Consider the following 16493-nt stretch of genomic DNA (forward strand, 5'->3'; position numbering starts at 1 on the left):
ATGATCTCTTCTAGCGAAACGAATAATTAGTAGACTATGGCTAAACGACTCAATCATCCTTGGAAATCTATAATTACGATGGGGCGCGCGCACGACCTTCTGCGGCATGATGTGATGCAACACCTGGCTTATTTACAGCAGGAGATTGGCTATCGATACTGCCGTTTTCATGCCTTATTTCATGACGACATGGCTGTTGTCGAGCGTATGCAAGATGGTCGATTGCATTTTCATTGGCATCATATTGATAAGATTTTTGACGCTTTGCTGTCGATCGGACTCAAGCCATTCGTGGAACTGAATTCCATGCCTCTGGCGATGGCAAGTGGTGCGAAAACAATGTTTTTTTATCAGATGAATGTGACGCCGCCTAAGTCTTATACAGAATGGGAAGATTTAATTGAGGCGTTCAGTCGTCATTGTATCGATCGTTATGGGATTGCTGAAGTCAGGACATGGTATTTTGAGGTATGGAATGAGCCGAATCTATCGAATTTTTGGTCGAGTAATCGAGATGAGTATTTTAAGCTCTATTCGCATGCCGCATCTGGTGTGAAAAAGGCGGACGCTCAGTTACGTATCGGTGGACCTGCGACGGCGGGAGGGGCATGGGTCTCAGAAACGATTCAATATTGCGCCGACAACAATGTGCCTCTTGATTTTGTCAGCACACATAGTTATCCACAGGATGAGCAGAATCTTTTCGAAGACGGGCTGAGCCCCCATCAGCCGGGAGAATATTTTATCGATATTGTTCGTTCGGTTCAAGAAGCCGTCGCGAGTTCTGCGATGCCAGATCTGGAAATTCACTGGACCGAATGGAATACCCAAAGCGCGTTGAACAAAGAGGCTGTCAGTTGGAGCAATAATATCTATGTCGATAACGCTTTTGCGGCATCTTTTATCGTTAAACATATGCTCGCTTTAGATGAGGCTTGCGATTCATTGGGGTGGTGGATTGCGAGTGATATTTTCGAAGAGTACGGTTATTCTCAGAATCCTTTTTCCTGTAATTATGGTCTGTTAACAAATCATGGGCTACCGAAGGCTTCTTGTAATGCATTTCGTCTGTTGGCACGCATGACCGGGGAGTTGATCGAGTCGAATCAGTCCTCGCAATATGGTGAGCACCGTGGGGCTTGTGTCACTCGAGATGGTGATGTGCTTAAAGCCTTGCTTTGGTATCATCCTCCTTTGGTGAGTGTGGAGCAGGCCGAGACTTGGGCATACGATATTCAGTTGCCTGTGGAGTCGCGCGATTCAGTCAGGTATCTTGTGACGTCTGCGTGGATTCGTGCGCACAAGGGAAGCTTCTGGGAGACTTGGTGTGAAGTTGATCGACCCAATCATTTATCACCATTCGAAGTGCAGGCATTTCGGGATATGGCTGAGCCTGAGATGACAGTTGCTCAGGCGATCGCTCTGGATGGTCAGTTGCAGCTTGCGGGGGCCTTGAAGCCTTATGAGGTTAAGTACTTTGAATTGAGGCCTCAGCCCCCAGTGTCTATTGGGAAAGGTTCTGATTTAACCGCATGGACGGAATTGGATGCCAAGCTAAATGAAAGCGTTCGATAGCTGTTGACTACTTTCTCGTTGATTCCATTCGTATGCTCGTTAGATTAGGCGTTGACTCCGATTAAACAGAAAATACCCCAACCATGAAACAACGTGTCTCGATGCGGGATATCGCCAAAGCCGCAGATGTCAGCGTAATGACGGTTTCGTTGGCCCTGAAGAATTCTCCACGATGTGCAAATGCTACGCGACGGCGCATTCTTGCGTTGGCTGATGAGATGGGATTTTCACCAGACCCGGCTTTACGTGCTTTGGTCTCATATCGTCATCAGAAAAATAACCCCAGTTACTCGGGGACGATTGCTTATATTAATAATACCGCTTCTCCGAATTTAGTGAAGCGGGGAGGGTATCATCAGAACCTGTTTGATGGAGCGTCCGAGCGTGGCAAACAGCTCGGTTATAAAGTAGAGGAATTTTGGATCAATGAACCAGGTGTGAAACGAGACCGAATTTCACAGATACTTCAGGCTCGGGGAATACAAGGCTTGATTCTTGGGCCACAAGTGAGTGCGCATTCGAAATTGATCCTTGATTGGCAGCATTTCTGCGTCGTTCAGATTGGTTTTTCTTTGGAATCTCCTAAGTTTCATACGATTGGGGCAGATGTTTATAAGGCTGTTTTTCGCATCATGCTTGAATTATGCCGGTTGGGCTATCGGCGTATTGGGCTGGCGCTTAATCATCATCAGGATGAACGTGTCGAAAATCGTTATTCAGGTGCGTATTTGGCGGTGCAAAATAAAATGCCCAGCACCTACCAACGCATTCCAATATTGTGTGAAGATGATATCGATGCTTCAGCTTTCTCGTCCTGGTATTACATGCATCGTCCTGACGCCATTATCTGCGGGCAAAATAAGTGTGTGGAATTTTTACAGGCAATGGGCATTTCGATTCCTAAAGACGTCGGCTATGTGGCTCCATTTAAAGCAAATTTAGACCAATTTGCGCATGCAGATGGACGTCAGGAGGACTCGGGACAGAAGGCGGTTGAGATTCTTAGCGGTATGATTGATCGCAACGAACGGGGGATTCCTGAATCCAGAATGATTCACACTGTTGAACCTCTCTGGAACTCGGGGAAGACTGTGCTGCGGCAAGGAGCAGCTGTTCCTCTTGAGTATCCTGTCGAATGATATTATACCAACAAAAAAGCGCTCCTTTCGGAGCGCTTCGTTTACCTTTTGTGTGATTGTGTTGAGGCCGCTTATTTTTGAATTTCAGCGAAGGCCCAATCCAACCAGGGGAGGAGCGCTTCAATATCAGCGGCGTCCACTGTGGCACCGCCCCAAATGCGCAAGCCCGCGGGGGCGTCGCGATAGCTGCCAAAGTCGTAGCCGACGCCTTCTTTGTCCAATAGGCTCACCAGTTGCTTGGCCTTGGCCGCTTGATCATCCGCCGAGAGTGCTTGATACCAGTCGGCTGTGATCTTTAGGCAGATCGATGTATTGGAAATTGTAGCTGGATCTTGAGCTAGAAATTCGATCCAGTCCGTCTTTGCGACCCAGTTGGCAATTGCTTTGAGATTGGCTTCGGAGCGTTCGATCAAAGTGGGAAGGCCGCCGATACTCTCAGCCCAGCGCAGGCCGTCCACTGCGTCTTCGATACATAGCATCGAAACGGTGTTGATGGTTGCACCGCTAAAGATACCACTGATCAATTTGCCGCCTTTGGTCATACGAAAGATCTTAGGTAACGGCCAAGCGGGAGTGTAGTTTTCCAGACGCTCAATTGCACGTGGGCTCAGCACGATCATGCCGTGGGCACCTTCGCCGCCCATGACTTTTTGCCAAGACCAAGTCACCACATCCAACTTACTGAAGTCCATGTCCATCGCGAATACCGCCGAAGTCGCGTCGCAGATCGTCAGGCCCTTGCGATCCGCAGGAATCCAGTCCAAATTCGGCACCTTTACACCGGAAGTGGTGCCGTTGTAAGTAAAGACTACATCATTGTCGCAATTGACTTTTGAGAAGTCGGGCAGCAGGCCATAGTCTGCTTCGTGCCTGGTCACATTTTCCAGTTTCAGTTGCTTGAGCACATCGCTCACCCAGCCAGAGCCGAATGACTCCCATGCGCACATTTCCACACCGCGTTCGCCGAGTAGCGACCACATCGCCATTTCTACGGCACCGGTATCGGAGGCCGGTACGATCCCACAGACATAGCCCTCGGGCAGGCCCAGAATCGAAGCGGACTTATCGATGACTTCTTCAATGCGTGCCTTTGCGGGCTTCGCTCGGTGAGATCGGCCGACCAGGGCGTCGTTGAGCGCGTCGAGCGACCAACCGGGACGCTTACTGCAGGGACCGGATGAGAAGAATGGGCGATTTGGTTTAGTGCTTGGTTTCATGGTTGAAAGGAGCAGAAAGTTAGGCGTTCACACCTAGATGTCGAGAGTCGGTTTTATTAAAAGTGTGAATGAATAATAGGGCTTCAGTGTCATCGTTGCTTTCGCGCCACAGGCCTTGCCAAGCAGTCGGATTGCTCCAGCCCCGGGCTCCGGGCCCCAAGAAACGACTGTGGCCGTTTTTGATTATGGGGGCGGCTTGTTCGTAGAAATTGACTGCGCCTGTGACGATGGCCATTTGCTAATCGCTCAAATCATTGAAGGTTCGAGCCGGTGTCCGCCGAAAGAGCAATTTTCAATGACCAAATCCGTTACTGTTTTTCGTCGAGATAATCCTGCACCAAAGGGGCGTTGAGATTCCAGAAACGACGACTGCCGACTTGTAATGGCTTACTGTTGCGCTGGAGATGGTCTTTGGATTGCTGCCACGCTTCGGAACCGGGATTGCAGACTTTTCTAGAGAGTATGCGGCTAGCCGCGCTTCCCGAAAGTCGGGGGGCGCACTGCATCGGGGAGATCGGGTGAATTTGGAGCCGTGGCCTAAGCCTCCTCGAAGCGACGATCAAAGAGATCGGCTAATTCATCGAGCATGCGTTTGCCATCTTGAGCGGCACCCTCTGTGCGCACGACTAGCTTTGAGCCTTTGCCAGCTGCCAACATCATGAGGCCCATAATGCTTTTGCCGTTGACCTGCTCACCATCTTTCTCCACCCAAACTTCGCCGCCGTATGTGTTTGCTATACGTACGATCATGGCTGCCGGACGGGCGTGAATGCCCATCTTATTCTGCACAACGAGTTCCTTTTTCAAGGTTTCGCTGCTGTCACTTGTTTCTGGTGTGCTCATGTTTTATTGCCGCTAAAAAAGAGTTACTGTCGATATTAGCAAGAAATAATCCAATTCTCTCTAAATCGTTCCGGACTCTGTTACTTTTTTATTAAGTCTGTAGGCAAATTTGCCGTCAAGGGGGAAAACGTAGTACTTATACTGAAGAATTAGGCGTCGAGGCTGTAACTTGGATTGTCAATCGGAGAGGCTGGCCTAAGGCTGAGCGTCGCTAGCCATCATATTCAGGAATTAAATCACTCTGATGTTGCCAAAGGTCGGCATAGTGACCGCCTTGCTGGATTAATGCGGCGTGGGAGCCAGACTCTATGATTCGACCTTGCTCCATGACCACAATTTTATCCGCTCGCCGCACGGTGGAGAGTCGGTGCGCGATGACAAGTACCGTGCGCTGTTGTACCAGTCGGTCCAGGGCCTCCTGGATCTTACGTTCGGTGATTGTATCGACACTGGCAGTCGCTTCGTCCAGAATGACGAAGGGGGGATTTTTTAACAGCACTCGCGCGATGGTGAGCCGTTGTTTTTCTCCTTGGCTCAGGCGGATGCCTTTTTCTCCTATATTGGTATCCAAGCGTTCTGGCAGGGCATCGACAAACTCCCAGGCGCAGGCCTGCTCGAGCGCGTGGACGATTTCGTCTTCGGTGGCATCTGCCTTGGCTAGCATGAGATTATCACGGACGGTGCCTTCAAAGAGGAAGGGGTCCTGGGCGACGTGGCCGACTTTATCGTGCAGTTCGCTTAAGCTGAGCTGGCGAATGTCGACGCCTGACAACTTAACGATGCCACCGCTGACATCGTAGGTGCGCATCGCGAGGTTGGCGACGGTTGACTTGCCGGCACCTGTGTGGCCGACGAGTGCGGTGACTTGATTGGCTTCCAGTGTGAGTTCGAATTGGTCGAGCACTGCCGGCCGGCCGGGGTATTCAAAACGGGCTTGTTCAAAGGTCACTTCGATGGGGCCCGCAGGTAGAGGGGTGGTGGTGGCTGGTTCGTCGACGTCAACTTGTGCATCGAGGACTTCAAAGACTCTTTCTCCGGAGGCTCGACCAGCGGCGATCAGGTGGTTGAGGCCGTGCAGCTGCGAAATTGGCTGGTAGAGCATATTTGCCAGTAGGAAGAACGCGATCAACTTACCCATGGTAAAATCGGCAGTGTTCTGTAATACTAAATAGCCACCTACGCCCACAATACTTAGAAAGCCTAGTTTGGTGACGAGTGAAGTCGCCGGGCTGTAGATGGACCAGCGAAACATTGCAAACAGCGTTTTGTCTCTTAGCTTTTGGGCCTTGGTTTCAAAACGTGCCGATTCACGTTTTTGCAGGCCGAAGGTCTGTATCAGGCGATTACCCTGAATGTCTTCGACTAAGAGGCTGTTGAGGTCGCCAGCACTTTCGCGTACGCGCTTCCACACTTTGCGTGAACGTTTGGAGTAAAGAACACCTACAATGAGTAGAATGGGGACGGGTAAAAATACAAACCACGCCAGGAAGGGTTGCATGATGAATAGAACGGTCGTTATGCCGACGATGCGTAGAATTGCGCCTGTGCCTTGTTCGGTGCCATCGAGCAGGGCGCGTTCCACCGCGGCGACGTCTTCAATTACCCGGGAGGAGATTTCGCCACTCTTGCGCTGGTCGTAGAACGATACAGGCAGGCGCAGCAGTTTGCTGTGTAGGTCGCGTCGCATTTCTAGTAACACGCGTTGTTCAAGCGTATTATTGACCCGAATGCGTAGGCTGTTGAACACTTCGCTGCCCAAATAGAGGAGTGCGATCAGTCCCACTCCGTAGAGTAGGCCGTCGAGTGCATCGGTTGCTTGCAGGCCGTCGAAAATGCGTTGAATTGCGATCGGTACTGCGATCTCCATTGCGGCCATGCTGCCCGCAAGTCCGATGGTGAGCCAGAAAAGGCTCTTGTAGCGGAACAGGTAGGCGGAGACCCGCAAAATGGTATTTTTCTTTGTTTTCTCTGTAGTTTGGCTCACGTGTCGGGAAGGTTAATCTGTCACGCAAGCCCTGATTGCCAGCCTTGGCAAATCTGAATATGAATTAAAGGTTGTCAGCGGAGCGCATCCTGCATTTTTTTCTGTTTTCACTCTCCCATACTATTTATCCGTCATTATATTCTCATGTCCGTACGACTCTATGTAGGTAACCTTTCTTTCGATGCCACTGCTGAAGATCTCCGCGAGATCTTTGGTCAAACCGGGCAGGTCGAAGATTCTGTCATAGTCACTCGCCCCGGAGGCGGTCGACCGCGCGGTTTTGGTTTTGTCACTATGGCTGACGAAGCCGCAGGGCAAGAAGCGATCCGTCAGCTCGATGGTCAAGCATTGGCCGGCCGTCAATTAGTGGTGAATGTCGCGAAAGAGCGGCAGAACAGTGATAGTGAAGGTGGAGAATAGTTGCTTGGTCTGGGGCTGAGTCGTTGAAGCTGTGGTACGCGATTGGGGCTTGTTGAGCCTGAATTGACAAGCGTCACTGAATCACACGCCCGCATTGCTGCCGCATCGGTATGTGTGTCGGTATGTGCGCGATAAGTTTGAAATTCCCTGTTTAGGCTGGGCCTTTGCTGGGGGTGGGTAATTTGAAAGCCATGAGTAGTGGGATCATGACCACAATTGCGCCAAATAAGTAAGCGCTTTGTGAACCGTAGGCGAAATAGACGAAGGCGGCCAGCAGTGGGCCTATGGCGCGAGCCAGTGAGCCTGCAGATCGGAAGACGCCCAGATTGGCGCCTTGATCCGACTCCTTGGAATAGAGTGAGACCAGCGCGCTCAAGGTTGGCGATGCAAGACCGATGGAGAAGGCCATTAAGGCGAGTGCACCAAAAAAGAGGCCCAGTTGCAGTGCCATGGCTAGTGCTAAGAAGGCGGCGACACCACAGGCTAAGCCGGCGAGTGCGAGACGTTTCTCACCGACGGGAGCAGCTAGGCGACGTACGATGCCACCTTGTACCAATACCAGAATCAAACCGATAAAGACGAACATGCCTCCATTTTGGGCGGGGGAGAATCCGAAGCGCTCGACGGCGAGGAATGTGAGGGTAAACTCCATGCCGCTAAAAGCTAACATGTAGATTAAATAAACAAAATTGGTACGACGGGTGGCGGGCTCGGGGCATTGGAAGATCTGGAATACGGCTAAGCCTTTGCGTACCGTGGGTGTGTCACGTTTGGAGGCTGGTAGCGTTTCTGTGAAGCGGCGACTGACCCAAACTAGGTTGATGATGGTGAGTATCAGGCTGACCAAGGCTGGCATGGAGAAGGGGTTGACGCCCAGGGCTTTCAGCGAGGGTGCAAGCTCAGTGAGGTCGATTTTGGCCAGTAGTCCTCCGATTGCTGGTCCCACTATGAAGCCCAGCCCAAAAGCGATTCCAATAATTGCCAGTCCGCTTGAGCGTTTTTCGCGAGTCGTGGTGTCGGCCACTGCTGCAGTGGCCACTGACAGGTTGCCGCCCATGGCACCTCCCAGAATACGAGCTAAGACCAGAATCCAGAATGAGGCGGCAAAAAACCATGCTATATAACTGAGCGCCAGTCCGCTGATCGTGATCAGTAGCACTTTGCGTCGACCCACGCGGTCGGAGTAGGCGCCCCAGAGTGGAGCGCAGATGAATTGCAGAATCGAATAGAGTGAGCCGAGTATGCCTCCAAATAACACTGCTGTCATGAAGCGTGGGTCGCTGGCTCCACTGTTTTCAGCCATGCTGGCTAAGGGGGCGATCAGTTGTCCCAGTAGATTCTGGCTGCCATCACCACTGGGGAGATAGTAGTCCAACATCGAAGGAAAGAGCGGGAAAATGATCGAAAATCCGACTAGATCTAAGAACAGCGTGAGAAAAATCACGCCCAGGCGGCTGCGGTTGTTGGGAGCGGGTTCTGAATGATTGGATTCTGACATGTTTTAAAGTGTTCGACTGCAAGTTTTGTGTGCAGCTATTGTAAATCTGATTCCAAGTTGAATTGATAGCCGAGTCGGGGTGGGTTCAGTTGTATTTACTGTGTCGCAAGCTGTGTGGCGTGCCCGCGCATTCAGACAACTGTATTGCCTATATGTGTTTCGCTGCTGCCTTCATGCCCAAATTTCTTGGAGAGTGCGGCATGCACATTGGCTGGAATTAAGCGTCGTTCGCGGTCGGTGAATTTGAAGACTTGTTTGACCAAGTTGGAACTGGTGAAGAAAAATTGCTCATTAGGCATCAGGAAGATAGTTTCGATGGAGTCGTCTAGGTGGCGGTTCATCTGTGCCATTTGGAACTCATGTTCGAAGTCAGATACGGCACGTAGTCCGCGTATTAAGGCCACTGCTTGGGTTTGTTTGGCAAGATCGACGATTAAGCCTTCGAAGGCGATGACAGAGATGTTGGGGCGATCGACTAAATTCTCTTCGATTAATTTGACCCGTTCTTCGCTGCTAAAGAGAGGCTGCTTGGCTGCGTTGCGCGCTACGGCGACGATGACTTTGTCGAAGATGTTTCGTGCGCGATTGATCACGTCGAGGTGACCATTCGTGATTGGATCGAAGGATCCCGGATAAATGCCGATTTTCATATGCTTCGGGATTCAGCGCAAATGTGACACGAAGTCCAACACATTTCGAGGCAATTGGGTGCCCTTGGAGTGCGGCATTGGCTTTTGTTTTTTAATCTTTTTGATAAAACTGTTGAAATACCCCCCTTGTCGCAACACCGAGTGTTGACAGGGCTTCTTAAAGCTATGACACTCGTTCACTTATTCTGTTAATACAGAGCTATGACATTATCCCCCATGCTAGTTAAATCCCCTATATCGGTTCGACCTCGCTCGCAACAGCAAGGTTTCACGCTAATTGAGTTATTGATGGTGATCTCCGTCATTCTGATTCTGGCTGGAATTACCTTTGGTATTTCACGTGGCGTGCAAAATGCGCAGGCTCGTGCCAAAGCGAAGGCCGAGCTGGCTGTGCTGTCGCAGGCTTTGGAGCAATTTAAGAGTGATTACGGTGATTACCCATGGGTTCCTAACCGAGGGACCTCTGACGGTCAGATTCAAAGTAATGGTAGCCGTCTACTTTTGGCTTTGGATGGTTGGATGAATTGGAACTACAACGGTGGTAGCAAGCCCGCTGATTTAAAATATCGCTTAGATTTTGACCCGGAGCAAGCTCGCGGGAAGTCGTATGTCGATATGGAGCAATTTACTTTTAACAGTGATTATACCGCTGATTCTGCACCCACGACTATTTATCCCGTGGATCCTTGGGGGAATCCTTATGTTTATGATTATATTGGTCCGAATACTACCGGCTGGGATAATTTTGGCTACGTCCTGTATTCTCGTGGTCCGGACGGCGAACATGTTGCTGTCGACAGTTCAGGTATCCAAGAACAAACGGATTCGGAAAACGTCGATAACATTTACGCGGGTCAATAAGCACTATGAAACAACCTATATCTAAACACTCATTCTCAAGCGCATCTGTAAAAGGTTTTACACTTATCGAATTGTTGATGGTCATTGCGATCATTGGTATTCTTGCTGGGATTCTCATCCCGACTGTGGGTGCGGTGCGTAAACAGGCCAATATTGCAGCTTCTAAGTCGCAACTATCCAATTACGTGACGGCGATCACTATGTTCAAGGGGGAATATGGTTATTATCCCTTTGTGACTGGTTCGGGGACAACGGATGTAACTGTGGAGTTGTCCACTGACAGCGTTGATTTTATTAAAACGCTATCTGGGCGTGACCCCGATAGCTCTACCAATGCGAAGGTCGCCTTTGGTGGCAACCGCCGCATGATTGCCTTTCACAGTTTTAGTGATTCAGAGTTCTATTACGACAATGATACGGAAGTTGTGAGCTCCAATCAATTGGCGGATCGTTTTAATAATACAAATATTAAGATCCTTATTGATGCGAACGGTGACGGCCGACTTACCGTTCCTGTTTTGGGCCAAATCAAAGCTGGTGCCACCGCCTATGTGTTGGATGATCCTAGCACAGAAGAGGAAGAACCTGATTATTACCTGAACGATTAAATGATGCTACGAACAGAATCTAGTCTTATGCGCTCGAAATCAGCATTTACGCTGATTGAACTCCTCGTTGTCATAAGTATCATATTGATTGCGTCATCGATTATTTTCATCGGTGGGAACGGAGGGGCTGGAGCTAAGCTAAGCTCGGCGCAGCGTATCATTGCCGGTGTGGCACAAGGCGCACGTGGACAGGCCATTTTAAAAAATGCAAAGACCTGCTTGATTATTAATAATGATCCTACCGACCTTGAGAAATATCGTAGATTTATTGGTATTATTTATAGGGGGTATGATACAGACAGCAGTGGCAATGAGGTTGGCACTGAGGGCTGGATCGCGGCAACTCAAGGCGTCTATCTGCCTGAAGGGATCTATTTTGATCCAAGCTTGAGTAAGGATTATGGAGGTGAGACTGAGAGTGTGAATTTTCCGCGTCGAACTGTGGCAGGTTCTTCGGACGATCCCGTTCCTTATTATAAATACACTTTTAAGTCGAACGGTAATTCGGAGAATGCCAATGAGTGGTTGGTCATTCGAGCAGGCCAATTAAATGCGGATGGTGAACTGCAAGCTTATAATTCTGAAAGCGAGGAAGCTGGCCTGAAAGCTGCACTCATCTTCCGCAAAGTAGGCACGACAACACTGGTCGACGATCCCACTAAAATTTAATCCTTTGATTTCAGTTTAACATGCACGTGAAAAAATATTCATTCCATCGGTCGGTCAACCGTAGTCGTTCAGCTGGCTTTAGTCTCATTGAGGTGGTTTTGGCCATCGGAATCTTCCTGATTACAGTTCTGGCATTGGTGGGACTGTTAGCACCGACTCTTAAATCAGTAGATGATGTGGAGAAGACCGATGAAATTTCGTCGATCGTGAATTCGGTGAACGCGTTTTTACAGAATTCTCCTGAGATCGCTAATGCCGGTGAGTCTAAATTCGCGACGATTTTTAATGCGGTGGTTGGCGATGACTACGCGCAAATTCTAGCCTTTCGTCAGTATGAACAAGGGGAGAATATTGGCTTCAAAATCGGTTTTATTGGTGAGACCAATGCTACAGTTACGGACGCCGACATCACTAATGGCACAGAGGTTTATGCCGCGGGGCCGATTTATCGTGTGGTTTTGTCAGCATCTTCGGTGACACCTGAGAGCTACCTCACGGGCGCACCTGACCGTAATACTACGAGTGGAGTCTACACCCTTTCAAATAAGACACTCGATAATTATTTAGAAGGATACTTCGCGATGGAGGTGCGTATCTATGTTGAGGATCCCTCTCCGAACTACGACATTATGAAATTGCCGCCTAACGCTGGAGAGGACCCCAAGGATGCGACCTTAGTGAACATCAAGGATAAGGATCCTATCTTTACCTATAACACTGCAATCGTTCGCTAATTATTTCCTATGAAAAATTTAAAGGTAAACAAATCGGCACGTGGCTTTACACTTATCGAAATCATGGTGGCTACGGTCATCATGGTGGTGCTCGTGGGCTTGGTTATTCAGATTACAAGCGAAGTGCTCAAGGTTTGGAATCGTTCTTCCGGTAAGCTGTCGGCCAATGCCGAGGCCCGTATTGCGATGGAACTACTCACCCAGGATTTGGAAACCGCTGTCTTGCGTAATAATGATCAGCAGTGGTTGCGCGTGGAATCTCCACAGAATCCAGGAGGACCCTATGAGGATCAAACGGTGGCCTTAAAGCTATTTTCCCCTGCTTTGGATCGTGATGAGTCATCCGCTGGTGATATCTGTGGCATTGCTTACCGTCTGTTTTATCAACCTGCTTATGATGGAGCTACGGATAACGTCTATGCGCTGTATCGAAGCATCGCTCGTCCCGACGATACTTTTAATCATTTGATGGGGAGTTCTTCGATGACCGAAAGCCCCCAGTCTCAGTTAGTCGGACCAAGTACCGGAGCGATTGCAGGCTTCTGGGGGGATGATGCAGTTACTGACGAAAAGAATTATCTGGCGGGTAATATTGTAGATTTCAAAGTGATTCTCTATGAAGACGATGGCAGCGGTGAGCCTGAACCGATTAATTGGGATCCCGCTCAGGGGCGTTTAGTTGCAGGAGCTGGAGGTGCATTTGCTTTTGGTGGTACCAGCCAAGATTTGATTACAAATCCTCTGTTATTTGCAGAAATTCGATTGACGGTGCTCTCCGACCAAGGTTTAGAGATTTTAGAGAATATGGCTGGTAGTGGTTACGATGATGTTGATGACGTCGTTCGTGAGCACGGAGATGTCTTTGTGCGTCGCGTTAATTTCATGGCACGTCCGCTTTAGTTTAGCTTTTTGAATCCACGCCGATTGAGCGTGGTTCATTATACTTCGCCCTCGGTTTGCTGGATGCAGTAAGCCGAGGGCTTTTTTGGGGGGGGCATCGTCATTTGCGGGGAAGGCATGCTTGAAGAGATAAGCCCTCAAATCTTAGTTTCAAACTGTACATGGATCTCCACCATTATGATGCCTTCTTGACATGATCTTCCCTGTTCTCAGAAGCGAGGCTACGAGAAACATCTCTATTAGGTTCACACTTTTTGTGAATAGATATACTTCATCGTATTAGCGATAGAGCCAGAAGCGTTTGGCTTCATTTTGGAAACTCTGTGCTTGTTGGGTCCATTGATTCATGAAATCTGCGACTCGAGCTTGTGCGCCACGTTGAGTGATTTCGTTCCACCATGCGGTGCTACCGACATGTTTATTGAATAGAGTGGGGTTCTTGGACGCGGCGAAGGGATTGCTAGTCGACCATGCCGCTGAGAGTTGCATCATGTGGAAGCTGAGTTCGGTGGGGCGTACACGCTTCCAATCCACCACACTGACGTAAAGTCCGCTGAGTGAGGCTCCGGCGGCGCTCTTGGTATGTACGATTCGGTAATTGAGTCCCGAAATGCGCTTGGCTTCTAGGGCGGCTTTCAGTTGGGCTGGAGATTTGCCTTTATAGCGTAAGAGTCGAAAAGGATAAGGGGTGCCAATGCCGTGGCTAAAGCCACCTTCTTGTGCGCCGAGGCCAGTCATCGCGTAGCCGAGCACGGCGGAGAGGTCGGGAATATAAGGCGAGGTGGGCACCCAGCGCAGTCCTGTTTGTGTCCAGAGCATGTCACGACTCCAGCCTTGCATGGGGACTATAGTTAATTTGCCTTGCTCGCGTGTTGTTTTGGGGGTTTCCATCCAACCGGGAGAGTTCTTGGCGATTCGTGCCAACTCGGCAATGGTTAGGCCATGCACATAGGGTACGTGAAAGGCGCCTACATAGCTGCGCCATTGGGTATCGAGTGGAGGGCCGTCAACTTTGAGACCACCGAGCGGGTTGGGGCGGTCCAGTATCACGACTTCGACGCCATTTTCAAAACAGGCTTCCATTGCATAGCGCATGCAGCTGACATAGGTGTAGGAGCGCACGCCGATATCTTGTAAGTCGACTACCAGTGCATCCAAACCTGCAAGCATTTTTGCGGTGGGCTTGCGATACTGACCATACAGAGAGTATACGGGGAGCCCGGTTCGAGGATCAATTTTATCGTCGACGGGGACATTAGCTTGTTCGTCGCCGTAAATACCGTGCTCCGGTCCGAAGAGCGCCATGAGTCGAATGTTGGGGGCACGGCGCAGCACATCGATACTACTTTCTCCGCGTCGGTTGAGTCCGGCGGGGTGGGTGAGTAGGCCGATTCGTTTGCCATCGATTGCACGGAAGCCGCTTTGTTCCAGCACATCGATGCCTAGGTAAATCGTTTCTGCGCGGATGAGGCCAGTCCACAGAAAGAGTGGGAGTAATGAGAGGCAGAGCTTTTTAATCATTGATGGAGTCTTTAGAGGACGCTGAGGCGCCGGGCTTTGATTTGTGGTCGTTCATTTTTGCACGTAAGAGTGCATAGCTAGCGGCAGTGCGGTTGGCAACGATGCGATAAATGACACTACCGATCAAGCCGAAGAAGGTGCCCATTACCAAGGCGCCTAAATTGGTGACACCGAATACCATCGCGATATTGTCAAATTTGTTCCCCCAGGCTCCGTGGATGAAATTGTCTAGTAGCAGGCGCACCTCTTGATGGTTCAGTGGATCGACTTGTATGCCAACAAAACCTAGGAAGATGCGTCCGATCTGGTAGGCGGCATACCAGATGGGTAAGACTGTGAGTGGATTGGATACCACTTGTAGTCCAACTAGAATCGGTAGGTTTGCGCGGAGCACGAGTGCGAGTAGAAATGCTAGCGGCACCTGTATGCCATAAATTGGCATGAGTGTGAGTATGCTGCCTGCATAGATTGCAGGCACTGCATTTTCGACACGAAAGCTCCAAATATAGATGCGCTTACGGGCTGCTTCGGAGAAAAATTTTAAGATCGGATAGCGGTGTATGTTGGCGCGCCGCGGGAGCGGTCGTAGCCATTTTTTAACTCTTCGTATGCGGCGCCATTTGGTCTTGTTGAATTCTGATTCCTCAGCCGTCATTACGGTATTGGGTCTGCAAGACTTCGGTCACTTTTTGCGTTAAAAATTGAGCGGCACCTTTGAGTGCTTCTGGTAGGGGGGTGCCTGCAGGTGTGATACTATACACTGCGGTGCCTGGAAACCTCTCACGTACGCTTTGGGCGGCGTCATCTTCGGCCAAACCTGCCAGTAAAATGGCGGCTGTGTCGCTGGAGTAGGCGGCTGCGAGTAGCGCGTAGGGGCCCTTGCCTGCGAGCGAACTCTGGTCAAATTTACCTTCGCCTGTGAGCACGAGATCGGCGTGCTTTATTTTATTGGCGAGGTCTAGCCATGCGGTGACCAGTTCGAAGCCTGGCACATAGCTAGCGCCAAAAGCGACGTTGAGCCCGAAGCCTAAACCACCGGCGGCACCGCTGCCGGGCACTTTGAGGCGGCTATTGTCCTGTTTGAAAAATTGGCAAAGTTGCTTGGCGACACGTTCTGAGGCATCGTCGAACGCTTCGATTGCATCTGGGCTAAGTCCTTTTTGTGGGCCATAAATCGCGGCAGCACCTTGTGGGCCCAGCAGCGGGTTGTCTACATCGCAGGCGATGTAGATCGGAGGCACTTCAATATCGATTTGACCCGTTATTTGTTGGATTTCGTCCCATTGTGCTGGGGTGATCTGGCCGCTGGGGCAAAATTTCAGTCCGAGGCTTTCAAGAGCGCCGAGACCGAGATCACTGGTGGCACTGCCGCCGATGCCGAGCAGAATGGCACTGGCCTCTTCGGCCACCGCGATACGAATCAGGTCACCTACGCCGCGTGTGGTGCAATGCTTGGGGTGGCGTTGGGCGTGCGGCACTTGCTCTAGTCCAGCGACGGAGGCCATTTCTATGATCGCTAATTGACCTGTCTTGACTGCCAAAAATTGACGTGCACTTGCGGGAATGGCTTCAATCGCAACCCAGCCAAGTGGGGCTTCGACTTCTTCCCCGAGTGGGCCGCAGACCGTATGGTGCTCCATATAGCCATTGGCGGCCTGAGTTAATATAGGGCAAAATCCTTCGCCGCCATCTGTCAATGGGGCGCGAGTGAAGGTGTGTTGGTCGCCCAGCGCTGCGCGTGCGCCGCTCAGTGCGGCATCGCAAGCACAGTCGGCTGGCATGGCATCTTTGAATTTATCGAAGGCGGCTAGGATGTGCATATGGGCGCGAATATGAACATCGAATGGCGAAGGTCCAACATTGTTCGTGGAATA

Annotated in this window: 18 protein-coding genes; 8 read left to right on the forward strand and 10 right to left on the reverse strand. The window is 50.3% G+C overall.

Annotated features, from left to right (window positions below; all coding sequences use genetic code 11):
• Positions 1–36 precede the first annotated feature (36 nt).
• Positions 37–1575: a GH39 family glycosyl hydrolase gene (locus tag QEH59_RS09640; protein ID WP_308985159.1), complete on the forward strand. Its 1539-nt coding sequence runs from the start codon at positions 37–39 to the stop codon at positions 1573–1575.
• Between the two features lie 83 nt (positions 1576–1658).
• Complete coding sequence (locus QEH59_RS09645) at positions 1659–2714, forward strand: LacI family DNA-binding transcriptional regulator (protein WP_308985160.1); 1056 nt, start codon at positions 1659–1661, stop codon at positions 2712–2714.
• Positions 2715–2785: 71 nt separating this feature from the next.
• Here the strand turns inward: QEH59_RS09645 and QEH59_RS09650 are convergent, their stop codons facing one another.
• The 5 genes from QEH59_RS09650 to QEH59_RS09670 all read right to left on the reverse strand — a co-directional run bounded on the left by QEH59_RS09650 (position 2786) and on the right by QEH59_RS09670 (position 6758).
• The gene (locus tag QEH59_RS09650) at positions 2786–3931 is read right to left on the reverse strand and encodes a phosphoserine transaminase (RefSeq protein ID WP_308985161.1); all 1146 of its coding nucleotides are present in this window, start codon (positions 3929–3931) and stop codon (positions 2786–2788) included.
• A gap of 19 nt (positions 3932–3950) precedes the next feature.
• Positions 3951–4166, reverse strand: a complete 216-nt coding sequence (locus QEH59_RS09655; RefSeq protein WP_308985162.1) for a hypothetical protein — start codon at positions 4164–4166, stop codon at positions 3951–3953.
• 73 nt (positions 4167–4239) lie between these two features.
• The gene (locus QEH59_RS09660) at positions 4240–4437 is read right to left on the reverse strand and encodes a hypothetical protein (protein WP_308985163.1); all 198 of its coding nucleotides are present in this window, start codon (positions 4435–4437) and stop codon (positions 4240–4242) included.
• A 31-nt stretch (positions 4438–4468) separates the two neighbouring features.
• Positions 4469–4774: an HPr family phosphocarrier protein gene (locus tag QEH59_RS09665; RefSeq protein ID WP_308985164.1), complete on the reverse strand. Its 306-nt coding sequence runs from the start codon at positions 4772–4774 to the stop codon at positions 4469–4471.
• 211 nt (positions 4775–4985) lie between these two features.
• Positions 4986–6758, reverse strand: a complete 1773-nt coding sequence (locus tag QEH59_RS09670; RefSeq protein WP_308985165.1) for an ABC transporter ATP-binding protein — start codon at positions 6756–6758, stop codon at positions 4986–4988.
• A 144-nt stretch (positions 6759–6902) separates the two neighbouring features.
• Between QEH59_RS09670 and QEH59_RS09675 the strand changes: the two genes are divergently transcribed.
• Entirely contained in the window at positions 6903–7178 is a 276-nt protein-coding gene (locus tag QEH59_RS09675) for an RNA recognition motif domain-containing protein (protein ID WP_308985166.1), read from the forward strand.
• A 151-nt stretch (positions 7179–7329) separates the two neighbouring features.
• On the opposite strand, the gene QEH59_RS09680 is transcribed toward QEH59_RS09675, so the two are convergent.
• Together QEH59_RS09680 and coaD are read right to left on the reverse strand one after the other, a co-directional pair.
• On the reverse strand, positions 7330–8676 hold the full coding sequence (locus tag QEH59_RS09680; protein WP_308985167.1) for an MFS transporter: 1347 nt from the start codon (positions 8674–8676) through the stop codon (positions 7330–7332).
• Positions 8677–8807: 131 nt separating this feature from the next.
• Positions 8808–9326, reverse strand: coding sequence for a pantetheine-phosphate adenylyltransferase (coaD, locus tag QEH59_RS09685; protein WP_308985168.1), 519 nt, complete (start codon positions 9324–9326; stop codon positions 8808–8810).
• Between the two features lie 216 nt (positions 9327–9542).
• On the opposite strand from coaD, the gene QEH59_RS09690 reads away from it, so the two are divergent.
• The 5 genes from QEH59_RS09690 to QEH59_RS09710 are packed head-to-tail and all read left to right on the forward strand — an operon-like array spanning position 9543 to position 13098.
• Positions 9543–10187, forward strand: a complete 645-nt coding sequence (locus tag QEH59_RS09690; RefSeq protein ID WP_308985169.1) for a prepilin-type N-terminal cleavage/methylation domain-containing protein — start codon at positions 9543–9545, stop codon at positions 10185–10187.
• 5 nt (positions 10188–10192) lie between these two features.
• On the forward strand, positions 10193–10795 hold the full coding sequence (locus QEH59_RS09695; protein WP_308985170.1) for a type II secretion system protein: 603 nt from the start codon (positions 10193–10195) through the stop codon (positions 10793–10795).
• 27 nt (positions 10796–10822) lie between these two features.
• Positions 10823–11464 (forward strand): prepilin-type N-terminal cleavage/methylation domain-containing protein, encoded by a 642-nt coding sequence (locus QEH59_RS09700; RefSeq protein WP_308985171.1) that lies wholly within the window; start codon positions 10823–10825, stop codon positions 11462–11464.
• A gap of 26 nt (positions 11465–11490) precedes the next feature.
• On the forward strand, positions 11491–12198 hold the full coding sequence (locus QEH59_RS09705; protein ID WP_308985172.1) for a type IV pilus modification PilV family protein: 708 nt from the start codon (positions 11491–11493) through the stop codon (positions 12196–12198).
• A 9-nt stretch (positions 12199–12207) separates the two neighbouring features.
• Positions 12208–13098 (forward strand): prepilin-type N-terminal cleavage/methylation domain-containing protein, encoded by an 891-nt coding sequence (locus tag QEH59_RS09710; protein ID WP_308985173.1) that lies wholly within the window; start codon positions 12208–12210, stop codon positions 13096–13098.
• Between the two features lie 279 nt (positions 13099–13377).
• On the opposite strand, the gene QEH59_RS09715 is transcribed toward QEH59_RS09710, so the two are convergent.
• From QEH59_RS09715 to QEH59_RS09725, 3 genes are read right to left on the reverse strand one after another with little or no spacing between them, the layout of a single operon-like run.
• Positions 13378–14619 (reverse strand): DUF1343 domain-containing protein, encoded by a 1242-nt coding sequence (locus tag QEH59_RS09715; protein ID WP_308985174.1) that lies wholly within the window; start codon positions 14617–14619, stop codon positions 13378–13380.
• On the reverse strand, positions 14612–15274 hold the full coding sequence (locus QEH59_RS09720; protein ID WP_308985175.1) for a DUF2062 domain-containing protein: 663 nt from the start codon (positions 15272–15274) through the stop codon (positions 14612–14614). Before QEH59_RS09720 ends, QEH59_RS09715 begins: the two co-directional genes overlap by 8 nt.
• Positions 15264–16439, reverse strand: coding sequence for a glycerate kinase family protein (locus QEH59_RS09725; protein WP_308985176.1), 1176 nt, complete (start codon positions 16437–16439; stop codon positions 15264–15266). The genes QEH59_RS09720 and QEH59_RS09725 overlap by 11 nt, the downstream gene beginning before the upstream one ends.
• Positions 16440–16493 lie beyond the last annotated feature (54 nt).

This window comes from Thalassobacterium sedimentorum (assembly GCF_031127905.1).
GTDB classification, from domain to species: Bacteria; Verrucomicrobiota; Verrucomicrobiia; order Opitutales; family Coraliomargaritaceae; genus Thalassobacterium; species Thalassobacterium sedimentorum.